The organism is Pseudomonas sp. NFACC08-1 (assembly GCF_900106735.1).
GTDB classification, from domain to species: Bacteria; Pseudomonadota; Gammaproteobacteria; order Pseudomonadales; family Pseudomonadaceae; genus Aquipseudomonas; species Aquipseudomonas fluorescens_Q.
Genome location: NZ_FNNL01000021.1, coordinates 1 through 20959, shown reverse-complemented (window position 1 = coordinate 20959; position 20959 = coordinate 1). Strand labels below are relative to the sequence as shown.

24 protein-coding genes and 1 pseudogene are annotated in these 20959 nt (G+C 56.9%); 20 read left to right on the top strand and 5 right to left on the bottom strand.

What is annotated here, in order from left to right; all coding sequences use genetic code 11:
• Position 1 precedes the first annotated feature (1 nt).
• Genes BLU76_RS28425 through BLU76_RS28410 form a run of 4 tightly spaced genes read left to right on the top strand, consistent with a single transcriptional unit; the run spans position 2 to position 3013 of the window.
• Positions 2-1408, top strand: a complete 1407-nt coding sequence (locus tag BLU76_RS28425) for a phytoene desaturase family protein (RefSeq protein ID WP_092225432.1) — start codon at positions 2-4, stop codon at positions 1406-1408.
• Positions 1405-2112, top strand: a complete 708-nt coding sequence (locus BLU76_RS28420) for a hypothetical protein (RefSeq protein ID WP_092225430.1) — start codon at positions 1405-1407, stop codon at positions 2110-2112. Before BLU76_RS28425 ends, BLU76_RS28420 begins: the two co-directional genes overlap by 4 nt.
• Positions 2109-2744: a cytochrome c oxidase subunit 3 gene (locus BLU76_RS28415; RefSeq protein ID WP_092225428.1), complete on the top strand. Its 636-nt coding sequence runs from the start codon at positions 2109-2111 to the stop codon at positions 2742-2744. The genes BLU76_RS28420 and BLU76_RS28415 overlap by 4 nt, the downstream gene beginning before the upstream one ends.
• Positions 2741-3013 (top strand): cytochrome C oxidase subunit IV family protein, encoded by a 273-nt coding sequence (locus BLU76_RS28410; RefSeq protein WP_170867331.1) that lies wholly within the window; start codon positions 2741-2743, stop codon positions 3011-3013. The genes BLU76_RS28415 and BLU76_RS28410 overlap by 4 nt, the downstream gene beginning before the upstream one ends.
• A 115-nt stretch (positions 3014-3128) precedes the next feature.
• Here BLU76_RS28410 and BLU76_RS28405 read toward each other — a convergent pair whose 3' ends face one another.
• From BLU76_RS28405 to BLU76_RS28390, 4 genes are all read right to left on the bottom strand, one after another.
• The gene (locus BLU76_RS28405; RefSeq protein ID WP_092225424.1) at positions 3129-3449 is read right to left on the bottom strand and encodes a 2Fe-2S iron-sulfur cluster-binding protein; all 321 of its coding nucleotides are present in this window, start codon (positions 3447-3449) and stop codon (positions 3129-3131) included.
• A gap of 31 nt (positions 3450-3480) precedes the next feature.
• On the bottom strand, positions 3481-4716 hold the full coding sequence (locus tag BLU76_RS28400) for an NAD(P)/FAD-dependent oxidoreductase (protein WP_092225422.1): 1236 nt from the start codon (positions 4714-4716) through the stop codon (positions 3481-3483).
• A gap of 334 nt (positions 4717-5050) precedes the next feature.
• On the bottom strand, positions 5051-5545 hold the full coding sequence (locus BLU76_RS28395; protein ID WP_092225420.1) for an aromatic-ring-hydroxylating dioxygenase subunit beta: 495 nt from the start codon (positions 5543-5545) through the stop codon (positions 5051-5053).
• On the bottom strand, positions 5546-6805 hold the full coding sequence (locus BLU76_RS28390; protein WP_092225418.1) for an aromatic ring-hydroxylating oxygenase subunit alpha: 1260 nt from the start codon (positions 6803-6805) through the stop codon (positions 5546-5548). It lies immediately after the preceding gene.
• A 417-nt stretch (positions 6806-7222) separates the two neighbouring features.
• Between BLU76_RS28390 and BLU76_RS28385 the strand changes: the two genes are divergently transcribed.
• From BLU76_RS28385 to BLU76_RS28325, 15 genes and pseudogenes are all read left to right on the top strand, one after another.
• The gene (locus BLU76_RS28385; protein WP_092225416.1) at positions 7223-7873 is read left to right on the top strand and encodes a TetR/AcrR family transcriptional regulator; all 651 of its coding nucleotides are present in this window, start codon (positions 7223-7225) and stop codon (positions 7871-7873) included.
• 17 nt (positions 7874-7890) lie between these two features.
• Positions 7891-8781 carry a fatty acid desaturase gene (locus BLU76_RS28380; protein ID WP_092225414.1) on the top strand — a complete coding sequence of 297 codons (891 nt, stop codon included), beginning with the start codon at positions 7891-7893 and terminating at the stop codon, positions 8779-8781.
• Between the two features lie 13 nt (positions 8782-8794).
• The gene (locus tag BLU76_RS28375) at positions 8795-8956 is read left to right on the top strand and encodes a rubredoxin (RefSeq protein WP_063321856.1); all 162 of its coding nucleotides are present in this window, start codon (positions 8795-8797) and stop codon (positions 8954-8956) included.
• Between the two features lie 52 nt (positions 8957-9008).
• Positions 9009-9911, top strand: a pseudogene (locus tag BLU76_RS32455) (Tar ligand binding domain-containing protein); the annotation flags it as partial.
• A gap of 30 nt (positions 9912-9941) precedes the next feature.
• Positions 9942-10769, top strand: a complete 828-nt coding sequence (locus BLU76_RS32450) for a methyl-accepting chemotaxis protein (RefSeq protein ID WP_371914683.1) — start codon at positions 9942-9944, stop codon at positions 10767-10769.
• 275 nt (positions 10770-11044) lie between these two features.
• Positions 11045-11782, top strand: coding sequence for a hypothetical protein (locus BLU76_RS28365; protein ID WP_092142536.1), 738 nt, complete (start codon positions 11045-11047; stop codon positions 11780-11782).
• A 117-nt stretch (positions 11783-11899) separates the two neighbouring features.
• Positions 11900-12553: a cytochrome c oxidase subunit 3 family protein gene (locus tag BLU76_RS28360; protein WP_092225412.1), complete on the top strand. Its 654-nt coding sequence runs from the start codon at positions 11900-11902 to the stop codon at positions 12551-12553.
• Positions 12554-12557: 4 nt separating this feature from the next.
• Positions 12558-12839 carry a cytochrome C oxidase subunit IV family protein gene (locus tag BLU76_RS28355; RefSeq protein ID WP_092225410.1) on the top strand — a complete coding sequence of 94 codons (282 nt, stop codon included), beginning with the start codon at positions 12558-12560 and terminating at the stop codon, positions 12837-12839.
• Positions 12840-12937: 98 nt separating this feature from the next.
• Positions 12938-14011 carry a phosphotransferase gene (locus BLU76_RS28350; RefSeq protein WP_092225408.1) on the top strand — a complete coding sequence of 358 codons (1074 nt, stop codon included), beginning with the start codon at positions 12938-12940 and terminating at the stop codon, positions 14009-14011.
• A 102-nt stretch (positions 14012-14113) separates the two neighbouring features.
• Complete coding sequence (locus BLU76_RS28345; RefSeq protein ID WP_092142549.1) at positions 14114-15058, top strand: DUF7064 domain-containing protein; 945 nt, start codon at positions 14114-14116, stop codon at positions 15056-15058.
• A 589-nt stretch (positions 15059-15647) separates the two neighbouring features.
• Positions 15648-16376, top strand: a complete 729-nt coding sequence (locus tag BLU76_RS31635) for a hypothetical protein (protein ID WP_158265798.1) — start codon at positions 15648-15650, stop codon at positions 16374-16376.
• A complete protein-coding gene (locus tag BLU76_RS28340) occupies positions 16373-16993 on the top strand; it encodes a cytochrome c oxidase subunit 3 family protein (protein ID WP_170862001.1) in 621 nt (206 codons plus the stop codon). The genes BLU76_RS31635 and BLU76_RS28340 overlap by 4 nt, the downstream gene beginning before the upstream one ends.
• A gap of 3 nt (positions 16994-16996) precedes the next feature.
• On the top strand, positions 16997-17272 hold the full coding sequence (locus tag BLU76_RS28335; protein ID WP_092225404.1) for a cytochrome C oxidase subunit IV family protein: 276 nt from the start codon (positions 16997-16999) through the stop codon (positions 17270-17272).
• A 711-nt stretch (positions 17273-17983) separates the two neighbouring features.
• A complete protein-coding gene (locus BLU76_RS28330; protein WP_092225402.1) occupies positions 17984-18388 on the top strand; it encodes a hypothetical protein in 405 nt (134 codons plus the stop codon).
• A 134-nt stretch (positions 18389-18522) separates the two neighbouring features.
• Positions 18523-18912 carry an acyl carrier protein gene (locus BLU76_RS28325; protein ID WP_092225400.1) on the top strand — a complete coding sequence of 130 codons (390 nt, stop codon included), beginning with the start codon at positions 18523-18525 and terminating at the stop codon, positions 18910-18912.
• A 226-nt stretch (positions 18913-19138) separates the two neighbouring features.
• Here BLU76_RS28325 and BLU76_RS28320 read toward each other — a convergent pair whose 3' ends face one another.
• Positions 19139-19693 (bottom strand): DcrB/PsbP domain-containing protein, encoded by a 555-nt coding sequence (locus BLU76_RS28320; RefSeq protein WP_092142563.1) that lies wholly within the window; start codon positions 19691-19693, stop codon positions 19139-19141.
• Positions 19694-20376: 683 nt separating this feature from the next.
• Here BLU76_RS28320 and BLU76_RS28315 point away from each other — a divergent pair.
• Positions 20377-20959: isocitrate lyase/PEP mutase family protein (locus BLU76_RS28315; protein ID WP_092225398.1), on the top strand; the 583-nt coding region annotated here is incomplete at its 3' end.

Sequence of the window (20959 nt, the reverse complement as noted above, 5' to 3'; positions counted from 1 at the left end):
GATGTCGGATAACCTAGAATTTGACGCCTTAGTCATTGGCGCGGGTGCCGGTGGTCTGTTTACCGCAGCACTGCTGGCAAAGCGCGGCTACCGCACATTGCTCGTGGAGCGGCTCGGCGAAGTCGGAGGCCGCGCATCGACTCGTTACAAAGATGGCTTCGCCGTGAATACCGGGGCACTCGGGATTGAAATAGGTACAGAAACTGAAGAGGTGTTCAACGAAGTTGGCGCACGGTTGATAGTGCGTCAACCCTCGCCGGGTATAGTTTGCCGGGTCTCAGGCAAGGATATAAACATCTCGGCGGGCCTTCCTGGCATGGCAAACCGTGTTGCTATAAAGCTACTGCGGCTTGCTCTCCACGTTATCCCACCACTCCAGCCCCGCACAGGTGAGTCCAGTCATGCCTGGGTTACACGCTTCACCAACAATCCGACGGTCCTGGGTCTACTTCACAACTTCATTGGATCAATCTTTGCCACCACACCACACCTGTTACCCGCCGATCTTTTTTTGCACTACCTGACGACCAAAGGAGCATTCAAGCAATTCGGATTCCCTCCTGGTGGAACTGTAACGGTATGGCAGGAACTCCTCACGTCCTACAAACGTCACGGCGGCGAGATTTGGTTGAACGCGCAAGTACAGCAACTGAGTTTTGCAGCCGACGGCACAGTGAACGGTGCAACGGTCAATCGCGATGGAATCCCACGGCAACTGACAACCAAGCTGACGGTGAGTGACATAGGGCCACAGGCAACCCTTGGCCTGTGCGGGGACGCAAACCTTCCCGCCGACTACATCACTACGGTAAAGCGCCAGTACCAGCCAAGCGCTATCATCACGATTTACTTTGCCAGTACTACGCCCCTGGCCAGTTTCCCAGGATTTGCCTGCTTCAGCTCCACCCGGAGGCTCTGCTACGCAGCGAATTTCACGCAAACCTGTCCGGAAAACTCGCCGCCAAACTGGCATGTTTACTGCGGAGCCAGCGTACCGCAACCCTGCACCGGTGACTTCAATGAAACCAATGAAATAGAACTCCTGAAAGCCGACCTGCTAGACGAGTTCCCTGGCTTCGCGCAGGCACGCATTTTGGACGTGGTAGTGACCCGCGACGAGTGGCCCGCGCAACGAGCCATGGCTGGCGCGGACTTGCCGAATGAAACCCCCATTGCGAACCTCTGGAACGTCGGTGATGGCGTCAAAGAATGGGGTAGCGCGGCAACGACCGCCTGTGCCGAAACTGCCATTCTGGTAGCGGCCAAGATTGAACGAGCATACCCCTGGCAAGTAGCACAAGCGGCGCTCGAGCCCCAACAACAAGAACATGCAAAAGCCGTATCACAACCCATCCCACAATCCCACGCTGTTGACCACACCAGCAGTAGTCCTAAGGAAGCACTATGAACCAGCGCGTTTTCAGCATCAGCGCCTGGAGCGGTACTGCCGCATTAGTTGTTACCTGTCTCGGGTGGCTGATCGCAGGAATACTGCCACTCCCCCTAGGCCCCTCAACCAGCGCTATAGAAGTCGCCGCGTTCTTCATCGACGATGCGACGGTGACGAAGATGGGCTTTGTCATTGCTTCCGTAGGGGTTGGACTGATGCTTCCCATGTTGGCTGCTATCTCAATGCACATGTTGCGCATGGAAGGTCGTTACCCATTGCTCAGTTTTACCCAGATGATTGCCGGCGCAGTTACCGTGATACTTAACACCCTCCCCCAGTTACTGTGGGCGACCATCGCCTTTCGTACCGATCGAACACCCGAGGAGTATCAAACACTGAACGATATCGCTTGGTTGTTGCTGTTCACGGGGATCATACCTTTCATGATCCAAAACATTGCCATCGGCACGGCAGTGCTCAGCGCCCCCCACAGAGTTTTTCCACGCTGGGCAGGGTTCCTCAATCTGTGGGTTGCACTGGCCTTTGTACCTGACGTACTCGCTTACTTCTTCATGAGCGGACCATTCGCCTGGAACGGGATCTTCGTCTTCTGGTTGGCATTGGGGGCTTACGCGGTATTCCTGGTAGGCATGGGCGTTGCAATCAAACACGCCAATGCACAAATCATTGCCCTCGCCAAAATGGAAAGCGCCTCTGCATGACCTCTCAGGTCCCGGACTTTCTCTGCAACGACGTCGCAATGCCCATAGAGGGTAAACCGTCGCATGCCACCGATAACAACCACCCTGGCGAAGCGGGAATCTGGGTATTCATCTTCGGTGACATGATGATTTTTGGTGCCCTCTTTTTGACGTTCCTTTGGAACAACCGCCAAGATCGTAGTGCCTTTTCAAACGATGCAGGCAGTCTGTTTCAGAGCATCGGTGGCATCAACACACTCATCCTACTCCTCAGCTCATACTGGGTTGCGCTCGCTGTGGGCGCACAGCGTCGCGGTCATACCGTCCGCGCCGGCCGCCTGATACTAGGCGCTTTGGTCTGCGCGTTAGGATTCGCCAGCCTCAAGGCAATCGAATACAGCATTGAAGTAGCCAATGGGCATACACCTACAAGCGCCTTGTTCTTCACCTTTTACTTCGTTCTGACTGGCATCCACTTATTGCACGTTCTGATTGGCGTATGCCTGCTCAGCCTCTGGTGGAGCAGATGTCACAGCCAAGCGCCTTGGAGCGATGAGCGCGTCTTTGTCGAAATCTCGGCGGTCTACTGGCATATGGTCGATCTGCTGTGGATCCTCATCTACACGCTGCTCTATTTGGTATGCATCGCATGAGTGCTTCTTCGCAGCAACATGTGACCATCGTCTGGCTCTCTCTGGTATTAGCCACCTGCGCTACCTGGTGGCTGAGTACCAGCCATCCTTTTTCCGCCACCAGCGAACACCTGACGTCCTCCATTGCGATAGCCATCGCCTTCATCAAGGTCTATTACATCGGCATGGACTTCATGGAGCTTCGCGGGGCTCCTCGGGTACTGCGCCACATATTCATGGCCTGGATCGGACTGACTGGCGGTGCAGCAATCGCACTCTATGCCATCTAGGTGCAACCATGGTTACCGCCAGGCCGCCGGTCTTCGTGATCGTGAAGTGTGTTAGATCAATCCATTCAACTTCGTAGCCTCGCTTGCTGAGGCAGGCTTACAGGAAGTCTGCACATCAACCCTGGCTCACTGGAATCCTGACCACCAGCCCATCCCACTCCTCGCACATTTTCAATTGGCAGCCCAGGCGGCTGCTCTCATTGACCTCGAAGGCGCCTTCCAGCATGAAGGTTTCGTCGCTGCTGCGCGCCGGCAACAGTGACTGCCAGGCGGGATCGACATACACATGGCAGGTTGCACAGCTGCAGGCCCCACCGCATTCGCCGTCGATGCCCGGCACCAGATTGTCGACGGCGATCTGCATCAGCGAGCGGCCTGTCTCGGCCTCAACGCTGTGCACCACATCAGAATGTTCGATAAAAACGACTTTCGGCATAGTTCTACTTCCTACTGTTCTGGCAACGGCGTCAGAGCGCTGCGGCAAGTAACGACTTGAGGTCAATACTTTCGTCCGCCAGCACTTGTGGATCGACTTGAACCCGCTCGGCAACCAGACGCTTGCCGACCATGAAGTCCTGCGGCCGGTTGACCGCGTCGACGGACAACACCACCCCCTTGCGCAGGTAAAAGGCGCAGAAGGATTCAGCAGCCATATCGCCCCGCAGCACCAGTTGGTCGTAGCCCTGGGACAGGCCGACTATCTGCAGCTTGAGATCAAATTGGTCGGACCAGAACCAGGGTACGGCGATGTGTGGCAGGTTCTTGCCACAGATCGTATGAGCGGCCGTGCGCGCCTGCTCCTGGGCACTCGGCACCGATTCGATGCGGATGAGACAGCCGAGGAAACCGTTGACGTGTCGGGCGCAGTCGCCAACCGCCAGGATGTCTGGATCAAGGGTCTGCGCGTAAGAGTCGACGACGATGCCGTTGTCGATCTCCAGACCGGCGTCACGGGCCAGTTGGTCATTGGGCAAGATTCCGATGCCGACGATGATCAAGTCGACCGGCAACTCACTGCCGTCGCTTAGCTGCACCGACTCCACTCGCTCGGCACCCTGGAATACCTGCACGCTGGTTTCCGTACGCACATCCACGCCCCGGCGGCGATGAACGCCCTCGTAGAACGCGGAAATCTCCGGAGCCGCGACCCGTGCCAGCACCCGTGGCGCCGCCTCCAGGACGGTGACCTGCAGGCCGTTCTTGATCCCGACCGAAGCGGCCTCCAGACCGATGTAACCGCCGCCGATCACCAGCAGACGCTTGCCCGCGACGAAGTCCGGCTGTAACCGTTCGATATCCGCCAGGTTACGAATGTAATGGACATTGGGCTTCTGCGCAGCCGGCTCCTCCAGGCGACGCGGCCGCCCGCCGGTGGCCAGCACCAGCTTGTCATAGGCCTGAGTCCGGCCATCACTGAGCGTGACGGTCCGCCGCTCGCGGTCGATGGCGCAGACCTGCACGCCGGTCCAGCACGCCACCTGCAACTTGTCGTACGCGGCCGCACTGCGAATCAGCAACGACTCGCGGCTCGCCTCACCGGAAAGGTAGGTCTTGGACAACGGCGGGCGCCGATAAGGAAGCTCGGGCTCATCGCCGATCAGGATAATCCGGCCGGGATAGCCGTTCTGACGCAGCGTAGCCACCAGTTCGGCACCTGCATGACCGGCGCCGACAATGACGGCAGTTTCGTTCTGTGGATACATGGGGCGGCTCTCTTCGAGATGACTATGGCTTGCATTTTTCAGTCATGCTCGCCCGCCGCCGGAAGCCGCACATCGTCGTTTGCGACGAACTCGTGGCGGCTCCCTTACCTGCCATCCAGGGGTCAGCAACGGGCTCACGCCTGGTTGATCGAGCCGCCTGAACAACGGGGCTGCCCGGCGCAGGAAGCGGCTTCAGGCAGCAACTGCATGACGCACTGGTAGCAGCCCCAGCACGCCTCCCAGGCCTCGTAACCGACATTGATGACCCGCCCTCAACCCGCCGCCGTGCAGCCCCAGCACCTGCGCCATTCCATACTGCTCATGGAAGACGAACTCAGATTAGGAAAGACAGGGTGAAAAGGGCCTTGTCGTTGTTAACCAAGACCACTTTCTTGCGCGCCATGCGCAGGCCGCCTTCTTCTCGACGCAGCAGGTATTCGTTGCGGGTGCACCACACGGTGTCGGCGCGCAGGTTGGACTCGAAGACCATGGCATTAGCCGCCACCCGAATCTCGTCACCACTGGCCTCGATGATCTCGACGTTGGACAGCACCCGCCCCAGGCGCGAGCGCGGAGACTGAGTGTGGCGCTTGCCAGTATGGAACTGCTTGATCCGCAGGGCGATGCGCGAGCGGTTGTCATAGATAATCGACATCTGCGTTTCCGGGTCGATGTCATCGCCGTTGGCCGGCACCCAGTACACACCGTCGGTGGTCCATAGAGCCTCCCAGTCGTCGTACTCGTGAGTATCCTGCAGGCGGGCTTCGCGGTAGAGGAACTGGCTAACTTCGACGATCAGGTTTTTTTCCGGGATAACTGCACTGCCCATTTATTGCGCCTCCATCAGGGAGCGGTAGTGGCTCCAGATGCCACGTGTGGTCACTTCGTCGGTAGCGTCACCGATCAGGAAGCCGTCAGCATCGCGGCGCTCACGCGCCAGGCCGCGGCCGAGGTAGTTCCACTCCGGATTGCGGCTGCGAACCCCACGTTGGGTGCGCTCGTACATTTCCGAGTCGTCGGCGAGCAGGAAACCAGCCGGCCCGACCGAGCCCATTGTCTGCTGGCGCAGGCGCCGATTGAGATCGGGCGCGCCCTTGAACTGCAGCGCGGTGACGTGTTGCACGGTCTCGTCGACCGCCAGCGGTTGGATCACGAAAATCTGGATTTCGGCGATGAACAGGTTGGGGAAGATCATGATGTGTGGCGTGCCATCGATCATGATTTCGTTGGCGCGCTCGGTGCCATATGCTTCACGCATCTTGCTCACGTACTCGGGCAGGCGTGCTTCGGTGGTGCCAAACCAGCCCATGGGCTGGCCGATGCGGCGGAACTCTGGTCGCAGGTCGATCTCGGTGTGGCCACCGCCCATATCCCGGGCCACGGCAGTGGAGTCAGCACTGTACAGATCGCCGATACCGCTGGAGGCGACATCGAAGATCGAGGCATGAACGAACTGAGGATGGTAACCATCGGTCTCGTTCTCGACGATGAACTTCCAGTTAGACTTGGCCTTGTGCTGCAGGAAGCCGGCAGTGATTTCCACCTCACCCTCGGGCGACGTCACCACCAGCGCATCGAGCGCGCCACGGGCCGCACCCAGGTGCTCCTCCAGCGTCGGCCCCTCCACGGCCATGCTGCCGAACACAAAGCCCTGGTAAATGCCGATGCGCGCCACCTTGCCCAAGCCCAGAGTGCTTCGGTCGGTGCCTTCGTAGCCGGCCGCGAACGGATAACCGCGCAAGCTACCGGTATTGGAGAAGGTCCAACCGTGATAGGGACAGGTGAATGACTTGCGATTACCCGCATGCTCCAGGCACACCTGGTTGCCTCGATGCGGGCAACGGTTGAGTAGCAGATGGATCTGCCCCTCCCCGTCGCGGGTCATGATCACCGGTTGCGGGCCGATCGACTTGACCACGAAATCGTTGAGCTTGGGAACCTCGCTGACATGGCCAACGTAAACCCAGGTGCGGTACCAGATCCGTTCCAACTCGAGCTGGAAAAGCTCTTCGTCGGTGTAGACCGAGCCATGCACGCGGTCATGCTGGACCAGGTCATCCCAGTTACGGGTGGGAATTAATGTCGTCATCGCGAACCTCTGAAGGGGAGTGAAGACTCGATAGCCGGCACTGTATCGATGTCCCCGAAACCCCAGATCGTCGTTTTCGACGAATTCCCCAACACCCGCACCAGACAGTCCAGTCGCTGCCGACTAACTGCTTAATTGAACGACCCGTTTCTTAACCTCTTCAATACGACTCACGCTCCTGCATTCGCCCAGAAAACCAAGGGCGCCAGGGTCGAGCACACCCTACATTCCCGCTCGTCGGATTCGACGATTTTCAACCACCTGCCGAAACCGGCAAGCAGGCGAAATCACTTTTTTATTCAGATAGATAGCAGCAGATCAGCGGCTCTCAAAGATTAACAACGTTATTTTTACACAGTTAACAATACTGAAAAATGCTGTTAATTTGGCCCCACACCCCACTGAACACGATGATCCATGGCCCGCCCAGTCTACTCAGCCGATGAAACCGAGAACCTCCGCCAGACCCTGGTGCGAGGAGCCCTGGAGCTGTACCTGGAAGAGGGTATGGACAACGTCACCCTGCGTCGGATCGCCAAGCGGGTGGGACTAAGCCACACCGTCGGCTACCGCTACTTCGCCAATAAGGAAGCCCTGGTCGCCGAGATGCGTCGCGCATGCCTTTTGGAGCTGAAGGCCGCCGCAATGCCGGCCAGCGATGACGAAAGAGATCCGATCGAACGCATCCGCTCGACGCTTCGGGAGTTACTGGCGTTTGGCAGCAGCCAACCAGCCAAATACCGGCTCATTTTTTCTGACACTCAGCCGGATCTCACCGAATACCCACCGCTGCTGACAGAACGCTGGGAGTTTTTCGCCTCGTGCGTCGATCTGGTACAGACCGCCATTGACCAGAAACGCCTGCATGGCAATGCCCTGTTACTTACCCACGGTCTATGGAGCCTGCTGCACGGGATGCTCTCTCTGCACACGGCTAACCAGCTGGTGCATGGCCTGTCTCTGCGCGAAATGGCATGGCCGCTGATCGACAGTTTTCTGCACGCAGGCGATATCGCCCCCCCAACAAAAAACCCGCAGCCACCGACTAGCCAGTCGTCGCATAGCTGATGTAGAGGAGAAGACCTGTGACTATCAATGCCCTGGCTCGCTTTACCGTCCCCCTGGAAAAGCGCGCGGCCCTCGAAAAATTGTGCCGTGTCCCCGGCGCTTCCCCCATGGTGCTTGGACTGCTGATCGCCTCCACCGGCGGCGTGATTGTTGCCGACATCCTGGCCGTGCTCGGCTACTTCAACCTAGGCTGGACCTGCCTGCTCAATACCTTCCTGATGTACTGGCAGTTCACTGTGGCCCATGACTCGATTCACCGTTCAGCGGCGAAGAATCAGAAGCTCAACGACCTGTTTGGCCATATCGGCATGGCCACCTTCGCACCGCAGATCAGCTTGGGAATTTTCCGTTGGGCGCACATCCAGCATCACCGTTTCACCAATGGCCCGAAAGATCCTGACAACTGGATGCACGGCCCCTGGTGGAGCCTGCCGGCACGCTGGTCCCTGCTGGAAATTGGTTACCTGCTATTCATCATGAAAAACCGGGATCCGATCGCCATGCGCCATCTGCGCGGCACACTGCTCAATGCCGCGATCACCCTGGCCATAGCCGCGGCGTTGACCTACCTGGGTTACGGCATGCATGTGCTGCTGTTGTGGTTCATCCCCTCGCGCCTGGTCTTCATCTTGGTGGGCTGCGTGTTCTTCTGGCTGCCCCATGTTAAGGACGACGTGGAATCCGCGCAGGACTTGACCCTGGCTACTTCCATGCGCCTGGGCCACGAGTGGTTGCTGACGCCGCTGTGTCAGTACCACAACTACCACCTGATTCATCACCTGTTCCCGACCATGCCCGCGTATCAGCATGTGAAGGCCTGGCAGCTGCTGGAGCCGGAGCTACGACAGCGCAACCTGCAGATTCAGCATGGCTTCGCCATTCAACCCGTCATCCATCTGGCCACCTGAAGAGGAGCCGACCATGAAACGTTGGCAATGCAGTTTCTGCTCACACATTTACGATGAGCGTCTTGGTGATCCGGACAACGGCATCCCTCCCGGCACCCCGCTGGAAGACCTCCCTGACGACTGGATGTGCCCGGACTGCGGAGCCGGCAAGGCGGACTACTTCGAGATTGTATGACTCATCATCGCCCGGGCCACTTTGGCCCGGTGTACCTGCACAAATGCGTTGAATGAGACTCCCCTACGCCCTCCAAGCTGCCCAGAAGCATCCGCCAGAAGCCAAGGAGCGTCATATGCGCAATCTGTCCGTGCGTGCAAAGCTGTACTTTCTGATGTTCTGCTTCATCACAAGCCTCGCCGTCGTAGGGACCGCCAGCCGGCTCGGTATCCACAATGCCGGCCACAGCATGGAAGAGGTCAGCGGCGCGCTAAGTGCCGTTGATGCCTTGGCATCTCTGCGTCACGCGCGACTGATCTCCATCGCCGCCATGCAGGAGGGCGCCAGTTGGCGCCCCGAGGCGTTCGACTCGATGAGCGACAAGAGCGACGCCCTGGCCGAGGCCCACGACCTGTTCAACGACATCCTCACGCGCCACCGCCAAGCCTTGACACAGGCCGAGCTGGCGTTCAAAGCCTACGATACCCAGACCAAAAGCAGTGAAGAGCAGGCCCTGTGGCAGGAATTCAGCGCGCTGTGGAACGAATTCCAAAGCGCCGACCAAGTGCAGACCGAAATCTGCGAGACCCTCGCTCAAGCGAAGAGCTGGGACGACGTACATATTCGCTCGTTGGAGCTGGTAACTAACACCCTACCCTGGGCAGCGGCGATCCACGCCTCCAGTGAGCCGCTGGAGAAACTGCTCAAGCTTGGAGTCACCGATGCCGCGCAGGCGCAGGCTGGCGGCGAGTCGGTAATCGCCACCGCCAACAGCCTGATCGCCAGCGTACTAGGGGCCACCATGCTGATCCTCGGTATTCTCGCCGCCCTGATCGTACGCAGCGTGGTCAATCCGCTGCATCAGTTGCGCTCGACCTTCGAACAGGTGCGCAGCAGCAACGATTTTTCCCTCCGTGCACTTAACCATGGCGGCGACGAGGTGGCGCAAGCCGCCAGCGCATTCAACGCCTTGCTCGAACGGGTGCAGACTGCCTTGCTCGAAGTGATGGTCGGCGCTAATCGCATCGACCAAACGGCCCAACAGACCAGCACCATGGCTAAACAGGTGGCCAAGAGTTCGGTGCAGCAGAACGAAGCAGCCACAGACATCGCCAGCGCGATCGAACAGATGAGCGCGTCCATCGGCCAGATCAATGCCAGTACCCGCGATGCTCACGCCCGAGCCCAGGATGCTGCGGACGCCGCCGGTTGTGGCGCGCAGGCAATCAGCCGCACAGCAGAGGAAACCGACCAGGTGACGCGCCAGGTCGGCCGAGCGAGCGAGACTATCAGCGCACTAGGCAACGAAACGGATCGCATCACCACCATCGTCGAGGTGATCAAGGCGGTTGCCGAACAGACCAACCTGCTCGCCCTTAACGCCGCCATCGAAGCAGCAAGGGCCGGCGAGCAGGGCCGTGGCTTCGCCGTGGTGGCCGATGAGGTACGCCAGTTGGCCGAGCGCACGCGCACTTCGGCCGAGGAGATCCGCGATATGGTCAGTTCCATGCAGGCCTCCGCCCGCCAGGCCGTCGCGGAAATGGCCATAGTGACCAGCCGCACTCGCGAAAGCCAGGCGCTATCGGAAAACGCGGCGGCCAGCATGAACGAGATCCTGCAGAGTGCCAGCCTGGTATCGGAGGGAATCAGCGCGGTTTCCCAGGCACTGATCGAACAGGACCGCACCACCCAGATAATCGCCCAACGGATCGAGGCGGTGGCGCAGATGAGCCAGGAAAATTGCAGCACCGGCGAACACGCCGCAGCGGTCTCCCGCAGTTTGGACGGTGCCGCTGCTGACCTGCGCCAGGCCATTAATCAGTTCAAGGTCTGACCCCCATTAATTCGTCGATTTCGACGACGCCGGGTGAACGTCAGGGGAAGAGGATAATACCTAAGTAACAGTGCTCACGATTCATCGCTCAGGGAACGCCTGAAGAAGACTTAGCGAATTTAGTGAAATGCGCCGATCTCGTTGCCCGGACTTTTTGACGATGCAGACCGTCTTCCGACCGACGCAAACTCCGCGAAACTATATTCACCCTGACAGACCGCATACTGAATTTCATGAAACAAATACAACAAGCGCATAGCCATCGGAGAAAAACCATGAAATCCATATACAACATCCCCCAACGCCCCCACTTCACAAGTTGGCGCTGGTGCGGCTGGGCAGGTTACCTATACTGCATTATCGTCCTTATAGCCTGGGCTGGAGTTGCGGGCTTTTTACCGCCTCCCGCACAGAGCCTTAGCGTAGATGAAACCCATCAATACTATATTGACAACAGCCTTCGCATCCGAATCGGCATGCTAATGATACTTCTATCCACCCCCCTCTATTACATATGGGGCAGTGCAGTTTCCAGAACCATGCAATATGTCGAAGGCCCTAATGGCACGCTTTCCCTCATACAATTAATGGGGGCCTTCGGCACTGTAGTGGCGACCTGGGCCTCATGCGTAGGCTGGGAGGCATCCGCCTATGACCCCGAACTGAAGACAGCACAAGACATAAAATTGCTGGCCGATTACTCTTGGTTGTGGTTTGACACCACAGTCATGGTATCCGTCACCCAGTTTGTTTCATTTGGCTGCCTGTGCCTAATTGATAAAAACCCAAGACCGCTATTCCCCAAATGGCTGGGATGGTTCTCGATTGCCATGGGCCTATCGTTCCTTATGGCGGTATTAATTCCGTTCTTCCGGACAGGCCCATTCGCGTGGAACGGTCTTCTTTGCTACTACGTTGGCCTGTTTGATTTCTTTATATGGATCATCATCGCCACTCACTATGTACTGAAAGCCATTAAGCGCATCGAGCAGGATTCTATTGGCATCGCTTGACTGCAATTGTTTACCGAGCACCATTGATTCCCTGCAAAAAATGATAGAGCGACCGTCCTATTGCACACTCGCGGGCGTGCAATTGGGCTTCAAACTTCCATAACAGAGCGATTTGAAATGGTTGCCAGCATTGAGAAAGTAAAAAACAGACAGTACAACTACCCGCTCGGAGCACTACACAGCTCTCGCCCAGAGCAACATGAAACTATTCCTACTCGAACAGAAAACAAGCACGCCCCTGGCGAGGAAGGAGTGTTCATCCTTGTCCTGATGGACATGATGTTATTTATGATTATTTTCTGCTCTTACTTTTATGAAAGAGCCAAAAATCCTGACAGCTTCATTCAATCTCAATCATCGTTATCCGTAAATGCGGGAATTTTCAACACGCTCATTCTCTTAACCAGCTCATGGTTTATCGTATTGGCCATACGTAGCCTGTCCAAGCTGAACCGGCGCACCTGCATGGTGTTTATTCTCCTGACTCTAGCGTGCAGCTTGGCTTTCACGATTTCAAAGATCCTAGAGTACAAAGAAAAACTGTCTGCCGGCATAAGCATGCTCACCAACGACTTTTTCATGTTTTACTACATGATTACCGGCCTGCATTTTATGCATGTACTCATTGGATCAATTGTTCTAATCGTCATGTTTTTTCGCATAAAAAATGGCTCATCGGGCGTTCACGGACTTGAAAGCTCCGCCACCTTCTGGCACATGGTGGATTTACTGTGGATTATAATCTTCCCCCTGCTCTACATCATGAGATAGAAAGATGACTTACTCATTCACATCTCGCGAAACTTTTGTCTGGCTGCTTCTGATAATGGCCACGCTAGTGACTTTTTATTTCTCGGGCAGCACGCTTGGCAGTGCGATCACCAGTAGTGAGAGCCGCTTGATCATGATCGCTATTGCAGCATTTAAATGCAGGCTAGTCATGCGGGAATTCATGCAGATCAAGAACATGGCACTGCCATGGAAATTAGCGTTTGATGGCTGGCTGCTGCTTGTTTCCACAATCATATTTATTGGACTCAGACTAGGCCAAGATTAAACACTTCACTTCCAGCAACCCAGTAAAAAATGCAATCCAAAGCGTTTATTTATACGCCTCACCGACCCAACCGATCACGCACAAATTGAAGGGGCAACATGAAACCTATCATTCGCAATCCTGCAGAGTTTACCCCAGCCTGGTTAACGGACACCCTTACCAAGGCCGGTGCGCTTACAAAAGGACATGTGTCCAATCTTACGGTGGAGACCGTTGGCACAGGGCAATTGGGCTCTGTCGTACGCCTGACGCCTACTTATGAGGGAGCCGATGAATTTGCCCCCAATACCATTATTGCCAAACTGGCTTCCGTAAGTGAGACCAGTCGTCAAACGGGCGTTGCCATGGGAGTGTATGAAGCCGAAGTACGCTTTTATCAGCAAATCAGTCGCACCGTTGAAATCAGAACGCCACGCTGCTGGTTCGCAGAGTTCGACCCGACCGAAGGCTGGTTCACTTTGCTGTTCGAAGATCTTGGTACCTACAGTGTGGGCAATGTCATTGAGGGAGGAACCGTCGAGCAAGCACGTCTCGCGCTACAACAACTTGTCAGGTTACAGGAACCGCGCTGGAACGACCCATCGCTCCTGGACCTGCCATGGCTCGCGGACCAGCGACGCACCGTGGGCTTGTTCTCTCTCTTCCCTGGTGCTCTGGATGGGTTTTCCAAAACCTTCGCGCCTCTTATCGACCCCGAGCTGATTCGCCTGGCGGAGCGCGTAGTGCCTCGCTCAGTCGAATACATTAGTAGGTTGGACGGCCCCCGAGTCATACAGCATGGTGATTACAGGCTCGACAATATGCTCTTCGGTCACGATAGCGAGCATTCGCCATTGATAGTTGTTGACTGGCAGACGGTGCGCTTAGGGTCGCCGATGGTCGACGCCGCGTTTTATCTCGGAGCCGGCCTCTCCACGAAACTCCGCCAGCACCATGAGCAAGAGTTAATCCGTGACTATCACGAACAGCTGCTTGCCATGGGAGTAAGGGGCTTTTCTTGGCAAGCCTGTTGGGATGGCTATCGCCTGCATGCCCTGTATGGCTTTTTCATGGCGGTGGGTACTTCCATGCTAGTTCAACAGAATGAGCGCGGCTTAGCGATGTACAAAGCTTCGCTGGAGCGTCACGGCGCGCATGTTCTCGAGCTGAATGCAGAAGCACTCTTCAACTAAAACTGAAGTGAGCATCCGTCGAGAACTGCGTCATACGTCCGGACAGGCAGCACTCTGTAGCAAGGCGCTGCCCTGTAAATACGATAATAATCAGGAGTGGACATGAACAAGGTAGGTAATAAGTCTTCAACAGCAGCATTTTCCCTAGGACCGGAACACGACCTCCGTCATAAATTAGGTAACGAATCCCATGCGCGCGAGTCGCTGGTTTTCATGTTGCAGCTTGCCGAAGAAAACATCGCCGCTTTCATTTACACCTGGGTGAGCGGGGACAATAAAGCAGGCGCCGCCTTGAGCGTTTACGGTTCCGGCGTGGGCAAAGAGCCCATATTTGAGATTTGCGACGGTATTCTTGTACCCAGTGATATGGATTTTGACGATTGGCACGTGGGTGATGTCCAAGTCCGCCATCGCTTACCGCTTGAGTCTGCGGAAGTTCACTACTCCGGCCAGAAAGCCAGTATCGAATACCAGTTCGAAGCGATGCACCCAGCCTACAACTATGGCTCCAGCCCGGAAGGATGTCCAACCTGGATGGCGACAGACCGTTTTGAGCAAAGTGGGCGCGTAAAGGGCGTGCTTCGCCTTGGCGAGCGCACGATTCCCTTCGAGACGTTTGGTCATCGTGACCACTCGTGGGGGACGCGTGATTGGGGGCAAGTGCAGCAGTCGAAGTGGCTCGAAGCTCAGGCGGGCCCCGATGTGGCCTTGAATGTCTTTCAGTACATGGCTGTTGGCCGCACTGGCTTCATGGGATACATCCAGAAAGAGGGACGCATTGAGCAGGTGACGGACGTGCGGGTCGACTTCACGCTAGACCCAATGTTTTATCACACCGAGATGGCGTTTGTTATCGAAGATGCAGCCGGACGCGTCACCACTGTACGTACCAAGCTATTTGCCTTGTTTGAGTTCGAAGTCAGCCCTCTGTACACCCTTAACGAGGGTTCGATGATTGTGGAGATTGATGGTGAACCAGGTGTAGGTCACGTCGAAATGGGGTGGTCGAAGGCTTATCTTGATTATCTGCGTCAAAGTGAAAGCTAAGAACCAGAGCTGTAAATAGAGTTTTGCACGTAACGGCGGGATCACCCAACAAGGGGATGCTTACCAGCGCTGGATAGTGGGTTTTTCATGGGTAGTTAGCAGATACCGTGTCAACCACCTGTGTTGGCGCCGCATATTTTCGAACTATCAGCAAACAATCCAGCGCTGTTACACCAAATCGTCGTAACCGACGATTGGCCACGCAGCGGAGATGGCTAGCTTTCGTGGTATCGACTAGATGCAGTCTCACTCGCGTAACCAGACCCCATGCTCGACGCCTACCGCCCCCACCGGATGAACGACGAACTCGATCCCTGCGCAACCTTACTCGCCGCTTCGGGACGAAGCAGGTTGTGCCGTACCAGGAGCGCTGGTGCGAGCTGGGCGCAACCGACCGAGCGGGTGACTGTTCGACAATTGCTGCCTTACCCGCCGCAGCTGTTCGGGACGTGGAAAAGCGAGCGCCAATAATCGGGCCGACCTACACCTAAACCAACGAACTCCTCGAGAAATTGATCGGACAAACTCTATGATGCTTTCGCCAACACAAGAAAAACTGACTATTCGCCATAAAAAAGGACCTCTCGCGATGACGACCGAACGCTCGGCAAGTTACCGAATCCTGCATCTGTGCAACTACTCTGTTCTGATCGTCGCGCTTGGTGGACTACTTGGGTTTGCTGTATTCGCGGGCTTCTGGCCCCCGCCTCCGGCCTACCTCAGCGCAAGCGAAATCAGCAGCTATTTCCGAGATAATAGTTTCGGTATTCGAGTGGGCATGATGGTCATGTTCGTCTGTATGCCCTTCTACCTGACCTGGACTGCGGTCATGGCCAAAATCATGGAACGCATCCTGACGGACTCCATGAGCGTTCTCTCGCAGGTGGTGCGTACTAGCGGCGTAGCTGCCATGTTGACCTTGATGCTGCCTGCACTCTACTGGATGACCGCCGCCTTTCGGCCCGACAGCCGCTCCGATGGGGAGATCCAGATGCTCTACGACCTAGGCTGGTTCATGTTCGATCCACCCTTTGTGATCTTTGCGATCGAGTGGTGCGCCATTGGCATCTGCATGCTGATGGACAAGCGGGAGCAGCCCCTATTCCCATCCTGGATCGCGTGGTTGGGTTTCTTCACCTGCGCAACTTTCATCTCGGTCCTACTGATTCCTTTCCTGACCACCGGCATCTTTGCATGGCACGGCCTGATCACCTTCTGGCTCGTGTTCGTGACGTTCTTCGTCTACCTCTTTTGCCTTGTGCCGTTGACCCGGAAGGCTTTGCTGCGACTCGAAGCGGAAGATCGGGGGAAGAATTGAAGTTAATTCCGTCACGCCAGCGTGTTACCGCCAGGCTCATCTCGCCCCCCATGTGCACGCCACAAGTCCGTCGCCTGCCGGGTTTGGAAGGTATCTGGGTATTCGTCGGCCTGGACATGATGATCTTCGCGCTGCTGTTCGGCTCATTCATGGTCGAGCGCTTAAAGAATCCTGGCACCTTCGAGGCTTCACGTCAGGCTCTAAACCTCCACTTTGGAGGAGGCAACACGCTGATCTTACTGACCAGTTCCTGGTGCATGGTCCGCGCCGTCCAGGCGGCGCGCCGGCGCACCGCGGTCGGTCCGTGGCTGGCGGCCGCCCTCGCCAGCGGCATCGCGTTTGGCATTTCGAAAATCTTTGAATACATGGGGAAGATTCAGGCCGGCTACACCATGCTGACCAACGACTTCTTCATGTTCTATTTCGCGCTGACCGGCATCCACCTCCTGCATGTCGTCGCCGGCTGCGTAGCGCTTGCCGTATTTTGGGCACACGCTCGGGCGGGGACATACGCCAGAGACAGCAGCCTGGTTGGTATCGAGAGCATGGGAATCTACTGGCACATGGTCGATTTGCTTTGGATCATCCTTTTCCCGCTACTTTATCTCATGAGGTAATACATGGACCGCGCACAACGATGGGTGACCAGCGTGTGGTTGTTGCTGAGCATCGCGACAATCGTCACGACCTGGGGCTTGTCGAAAGACAGCGTCACCGCAGCAACCGCCACGATCGCGACGATATTGATTGCCGCCTGGAAGGTGCGTATGGTCCTGCTCCACTTCATGGAACTGGATCACGCCCCCTGGCGGGTGCGGCTCTTGTTCGAAAGCTGGACGGTGCTGGTGGCCGTCGTCATCCTCGCGCCCTATTTCCTTGCTCCGCTGTTGGCGTGACGCGCGCCAATGACCGCTCTGCTCGAAAAGTCTGACCCATTCTTCAGATCATGACCTGCGAACACAGAATCGCGATATGCGCCTTGGTTCAGCCCTGTTTAGCCAGAATCTGGTCGTCCTTCTCGCCAGCGCGAACGGGACCATGGGCCACGCGTGGAGGAGTAAGGCTGGACAGCCTGCGCGGTCGACTCGAACGAAATGGCCACCACCTGCAAGGAAGCCAAACAGCCAGTCAACCTGCTGTCCCGGGCGGACTGCCCTCCCCCGAAGAATTGAAGCGCCTGGGCGTTAGACGACTCAGTGCGAGTTCAAGAAGCGCCGACCTCTCACACCACCGTCCAAACAAACTTGCTCAAGCTTAATGACGCGATAGAGGCGACGCATGCCGGAGAGGAAGCGATCCTCAGGCTTGCGTGGGGCGATTTCGCCTATAAGCCATAGTTGTGCTCATCCTCAACACTACCTGTTTCGCGTCGCGCAAACGCCAGTCGCCGTCGCCGCAGTGAGCTCCACCCAGATACCACTTCCATCCGTCGAAACTTAATGTGTGAGTGGTACTACCCCCCTCCGCGCCTTTGGTAGTAGGCGCCTTTGTACAATTGACGCTTCTGGTCAGCCCTCCCAATACTTCACGCCGCAAAACCAGCCAGTCACAACAATAATAATTACTGCCGGGCGCCTAGATGCGCCGATGAGACAAGGAGTTCTTAAATGCTTGGTTACTATGCGCAATACAGCAAGGAATACATCACAACCCTGATGGTGGTGACCACCCTCTTCTTTGCCTTACCCATCTTTTTCGCCCCGCTCCAATGGGCCCGGCTCATGCGCTGGACCGTCCCCGAACACGAACATCTGGCTATCTATTTCGGTCGTTGCCTCGGTGCGTTCATCCTTGTCGTTGAAGTAGCGATGTTGCGCTCGGCCACCACAGGCACCAGTTTCAGCTATGCCTTCGATATTCTTTTCGTCGTCTTCACGCTGATGTTCGTTGTGCATGTCTACGGCGCAATCAAGAAGATCCAGCCTATTACCGAAACACTGGAAATCGGTTTCTGGATGATCCTCTTCGTACTCAATATTTTGTTCTACCCCACCCCCAACATCACGCTGTAAACCTTCGCCGGACCGCGGTCGGAAGTTTGCCGGTCGCCGTTCAACCCCATTGAAAGTCCGCATTGCCTGGCGCCTTCGCGTCGGCGGCCCCGTATCCGCCGAACGCTGCGCCATGGTCAGTTCAAGGGGTGAACATGATCCAATCCAGGGAAGACGCCGTGCTCAAGCCGGCGCTCAAGGAATTAGTGCGCGACCTGCTCCTGCAGGCCACCGGACTGGCCCCGGCATCGCTGCACGATGAAGCGCCGTTTCATGAGATCGGCCTGACCTCCCTGGCGATCCTCGACTTCAACGAGCGAATCCAGCCGGTGTTCCTCGGCCTCAACAAGACCTTGCTCTTCGACTGGCGGTGTGGTCGAGCACCTGCTGCGCGAGCATCCCGAGGCCTGCAACCGCTACTTGCAACTGCAGCTATAGAACATACGCCTTCCCCTGTGCCTCCACATTTTCCAGCCCGAGGGCTTGATCGATCGCGCTCAGTGCGCGCAGCATGCACGGTCGGCACGCTTGAGATCGTCTTGTGAGGTGGCGGATGTCACCGGACCGGTGATCGTGAGATTGCCTTTGCGCAACAGCTGGCCACTGACGTAGACCACCCCGCGGTGCACCACGTCGGGTACGTAGTCGCGGCGCGGGCGGGTCGGGGAGCACGACACCGAGTTGGGCAAGCTTTGCGCACGAGATCATGCGGGCTCCATGTGATGGGCAGACCGTCGGGAGCCGACAGCCTACCATCCGGAAACCTGCGGTTTACTTGCCCAGAATGTTCTTCAACGCAGCGGTATGGCCGGCCGGGTCGTTTACGCTGGACATCACTTCGATGATGGTGATCTCCTGATCGTTCATCGTCATCAACGAGGCCATCAGTAGTTTCAGGCCGTTGAAATCGTCGGTGCCGTCCAAGCGGTACATCTTCAAGCCGTTCACCTGAATGGTCTTCTCGCTAGTCATGCGAAAGTTGGGTGACGCGGCCTGCTGCTTTTCGTTCAAGGTATCCACGGCAAGGCGAAACGCAGCGTCCGGGGTAGTGCCCGCAGTCGGCGCCGGACCTTCAGTAACGATGATGGCCCGCTCGCTTTTCGGATCGAAGTACATCGTGCCGCCGTTCTCGCTGTTCAAGGTACGGGCCTCGACACCTTTCAGCACGAACTTCAGCTTGCCGCCTGCCAGGGACACCGATTGCGTGTCCGATGCCGCCGTAGCGGTTTTTTCAGGCTCGGCGGCAACTGCCATGGTGACCGCGCCGCTCAAGGCAGCAAGCACGCACAAGGAACGGGTCCAGCCCAACAGCAAATGTTTCGACATTGATAGCGCCTTTGTTTTCAGGCCGTCGAATACCAACGGCCAGTCGTGCGAACAGCCTAGCTTACTTGCCTGCTCACTTGCCCAGGATGTTGTTCACAGCCGCGGGTGACCGCGTCTGACTACCCGACAACCAGATACAGCCTCGGGCGCTGGGGCGCAAGAACTGGCTCTTTGCTGGGTCGCTACGCAGCGGGCGAGTGAGATTGCAGCGCTGCTACCGCATAGGTGGCGTCCGGCTTAGTCGTGCAAGACGGTTTGCCCGTGCGCTTACAAATAGTCCCCCTATTGCTGGTTCCAATGCATGGCGGTTGCTCAGAGGCAAGGGCGAGGGTCGTGGGACCTTTTGCGCTCCTTTCGCTCTCCAGAAAAGCGCGCGCCCACCGATTGAACGATTACTCCTGCTGACCCAATGCGGTTGTTACCCGAGGAGAAGACACAATGGAGAGTAAATCTGCTGTTGCGCCTACAGAAAATCACCTCAAGGAAATGCTGAGGTATTGGAAAGCAGCTGCGAGTCGTAGATCGCTCCCCGCCGGACCTTGCGTTTTTAACTCCAACCCTCCCCGAAGTGGCATGCTTACGTCACAGATGCCCCATACTTAAGCAACGTGCATTGCACAACCGGCCTCTAACACACCGTCCCTCGCCATTAAAGGCACAACTTTCAAAGGAATTGGATTGTCATGACTGCACTGGATACCGCTTTTCACAATCTGCATCAGAACGGACTGCTGGTCTTGGCCAATGTGGCCGATGCGGGCGGTGCGCGCATCGTCGAAAGCTTGGGCGGCAAGGCGGTAGCGACCAGCAGCGCGGCCATGGCCTGGTCCCACGGTTATCAGGATGGCAACAAGTTGCCTCTCGACCTGCTGAGCACCACCGTCAAGTCGATGGCACGGGTGCTCAGCGTACCGCTCACGGTGGACATCGAAGGCGGCTACTCCGACGAGCTGGAGCAGGTCGGCCGAGTAATCAACACAGTCATCGCCGCCGGGGCGGTCGGGATCAACATCGAAGACGGCCTGGGCTCTCCAGAGCTGCTTGTTCGCAAGATTGACGTCGCGAGAAAGGTGGCAAACCAGGCGGGCGTCAAGTTGTTCATCAACGTACGGACCGACGTCTACCTGAAGAACCTTTTCCCCGCCGAACAACGCCTGGAGGAACTCCTGAAGCGCACCGCACTGTATTCCAGCGCCGGGGCGGACGGCCTGTTTGCCGCTGGCGTGGTCGATCCGAACGAAATTGCCACCCTCTGCCAGGAGACCA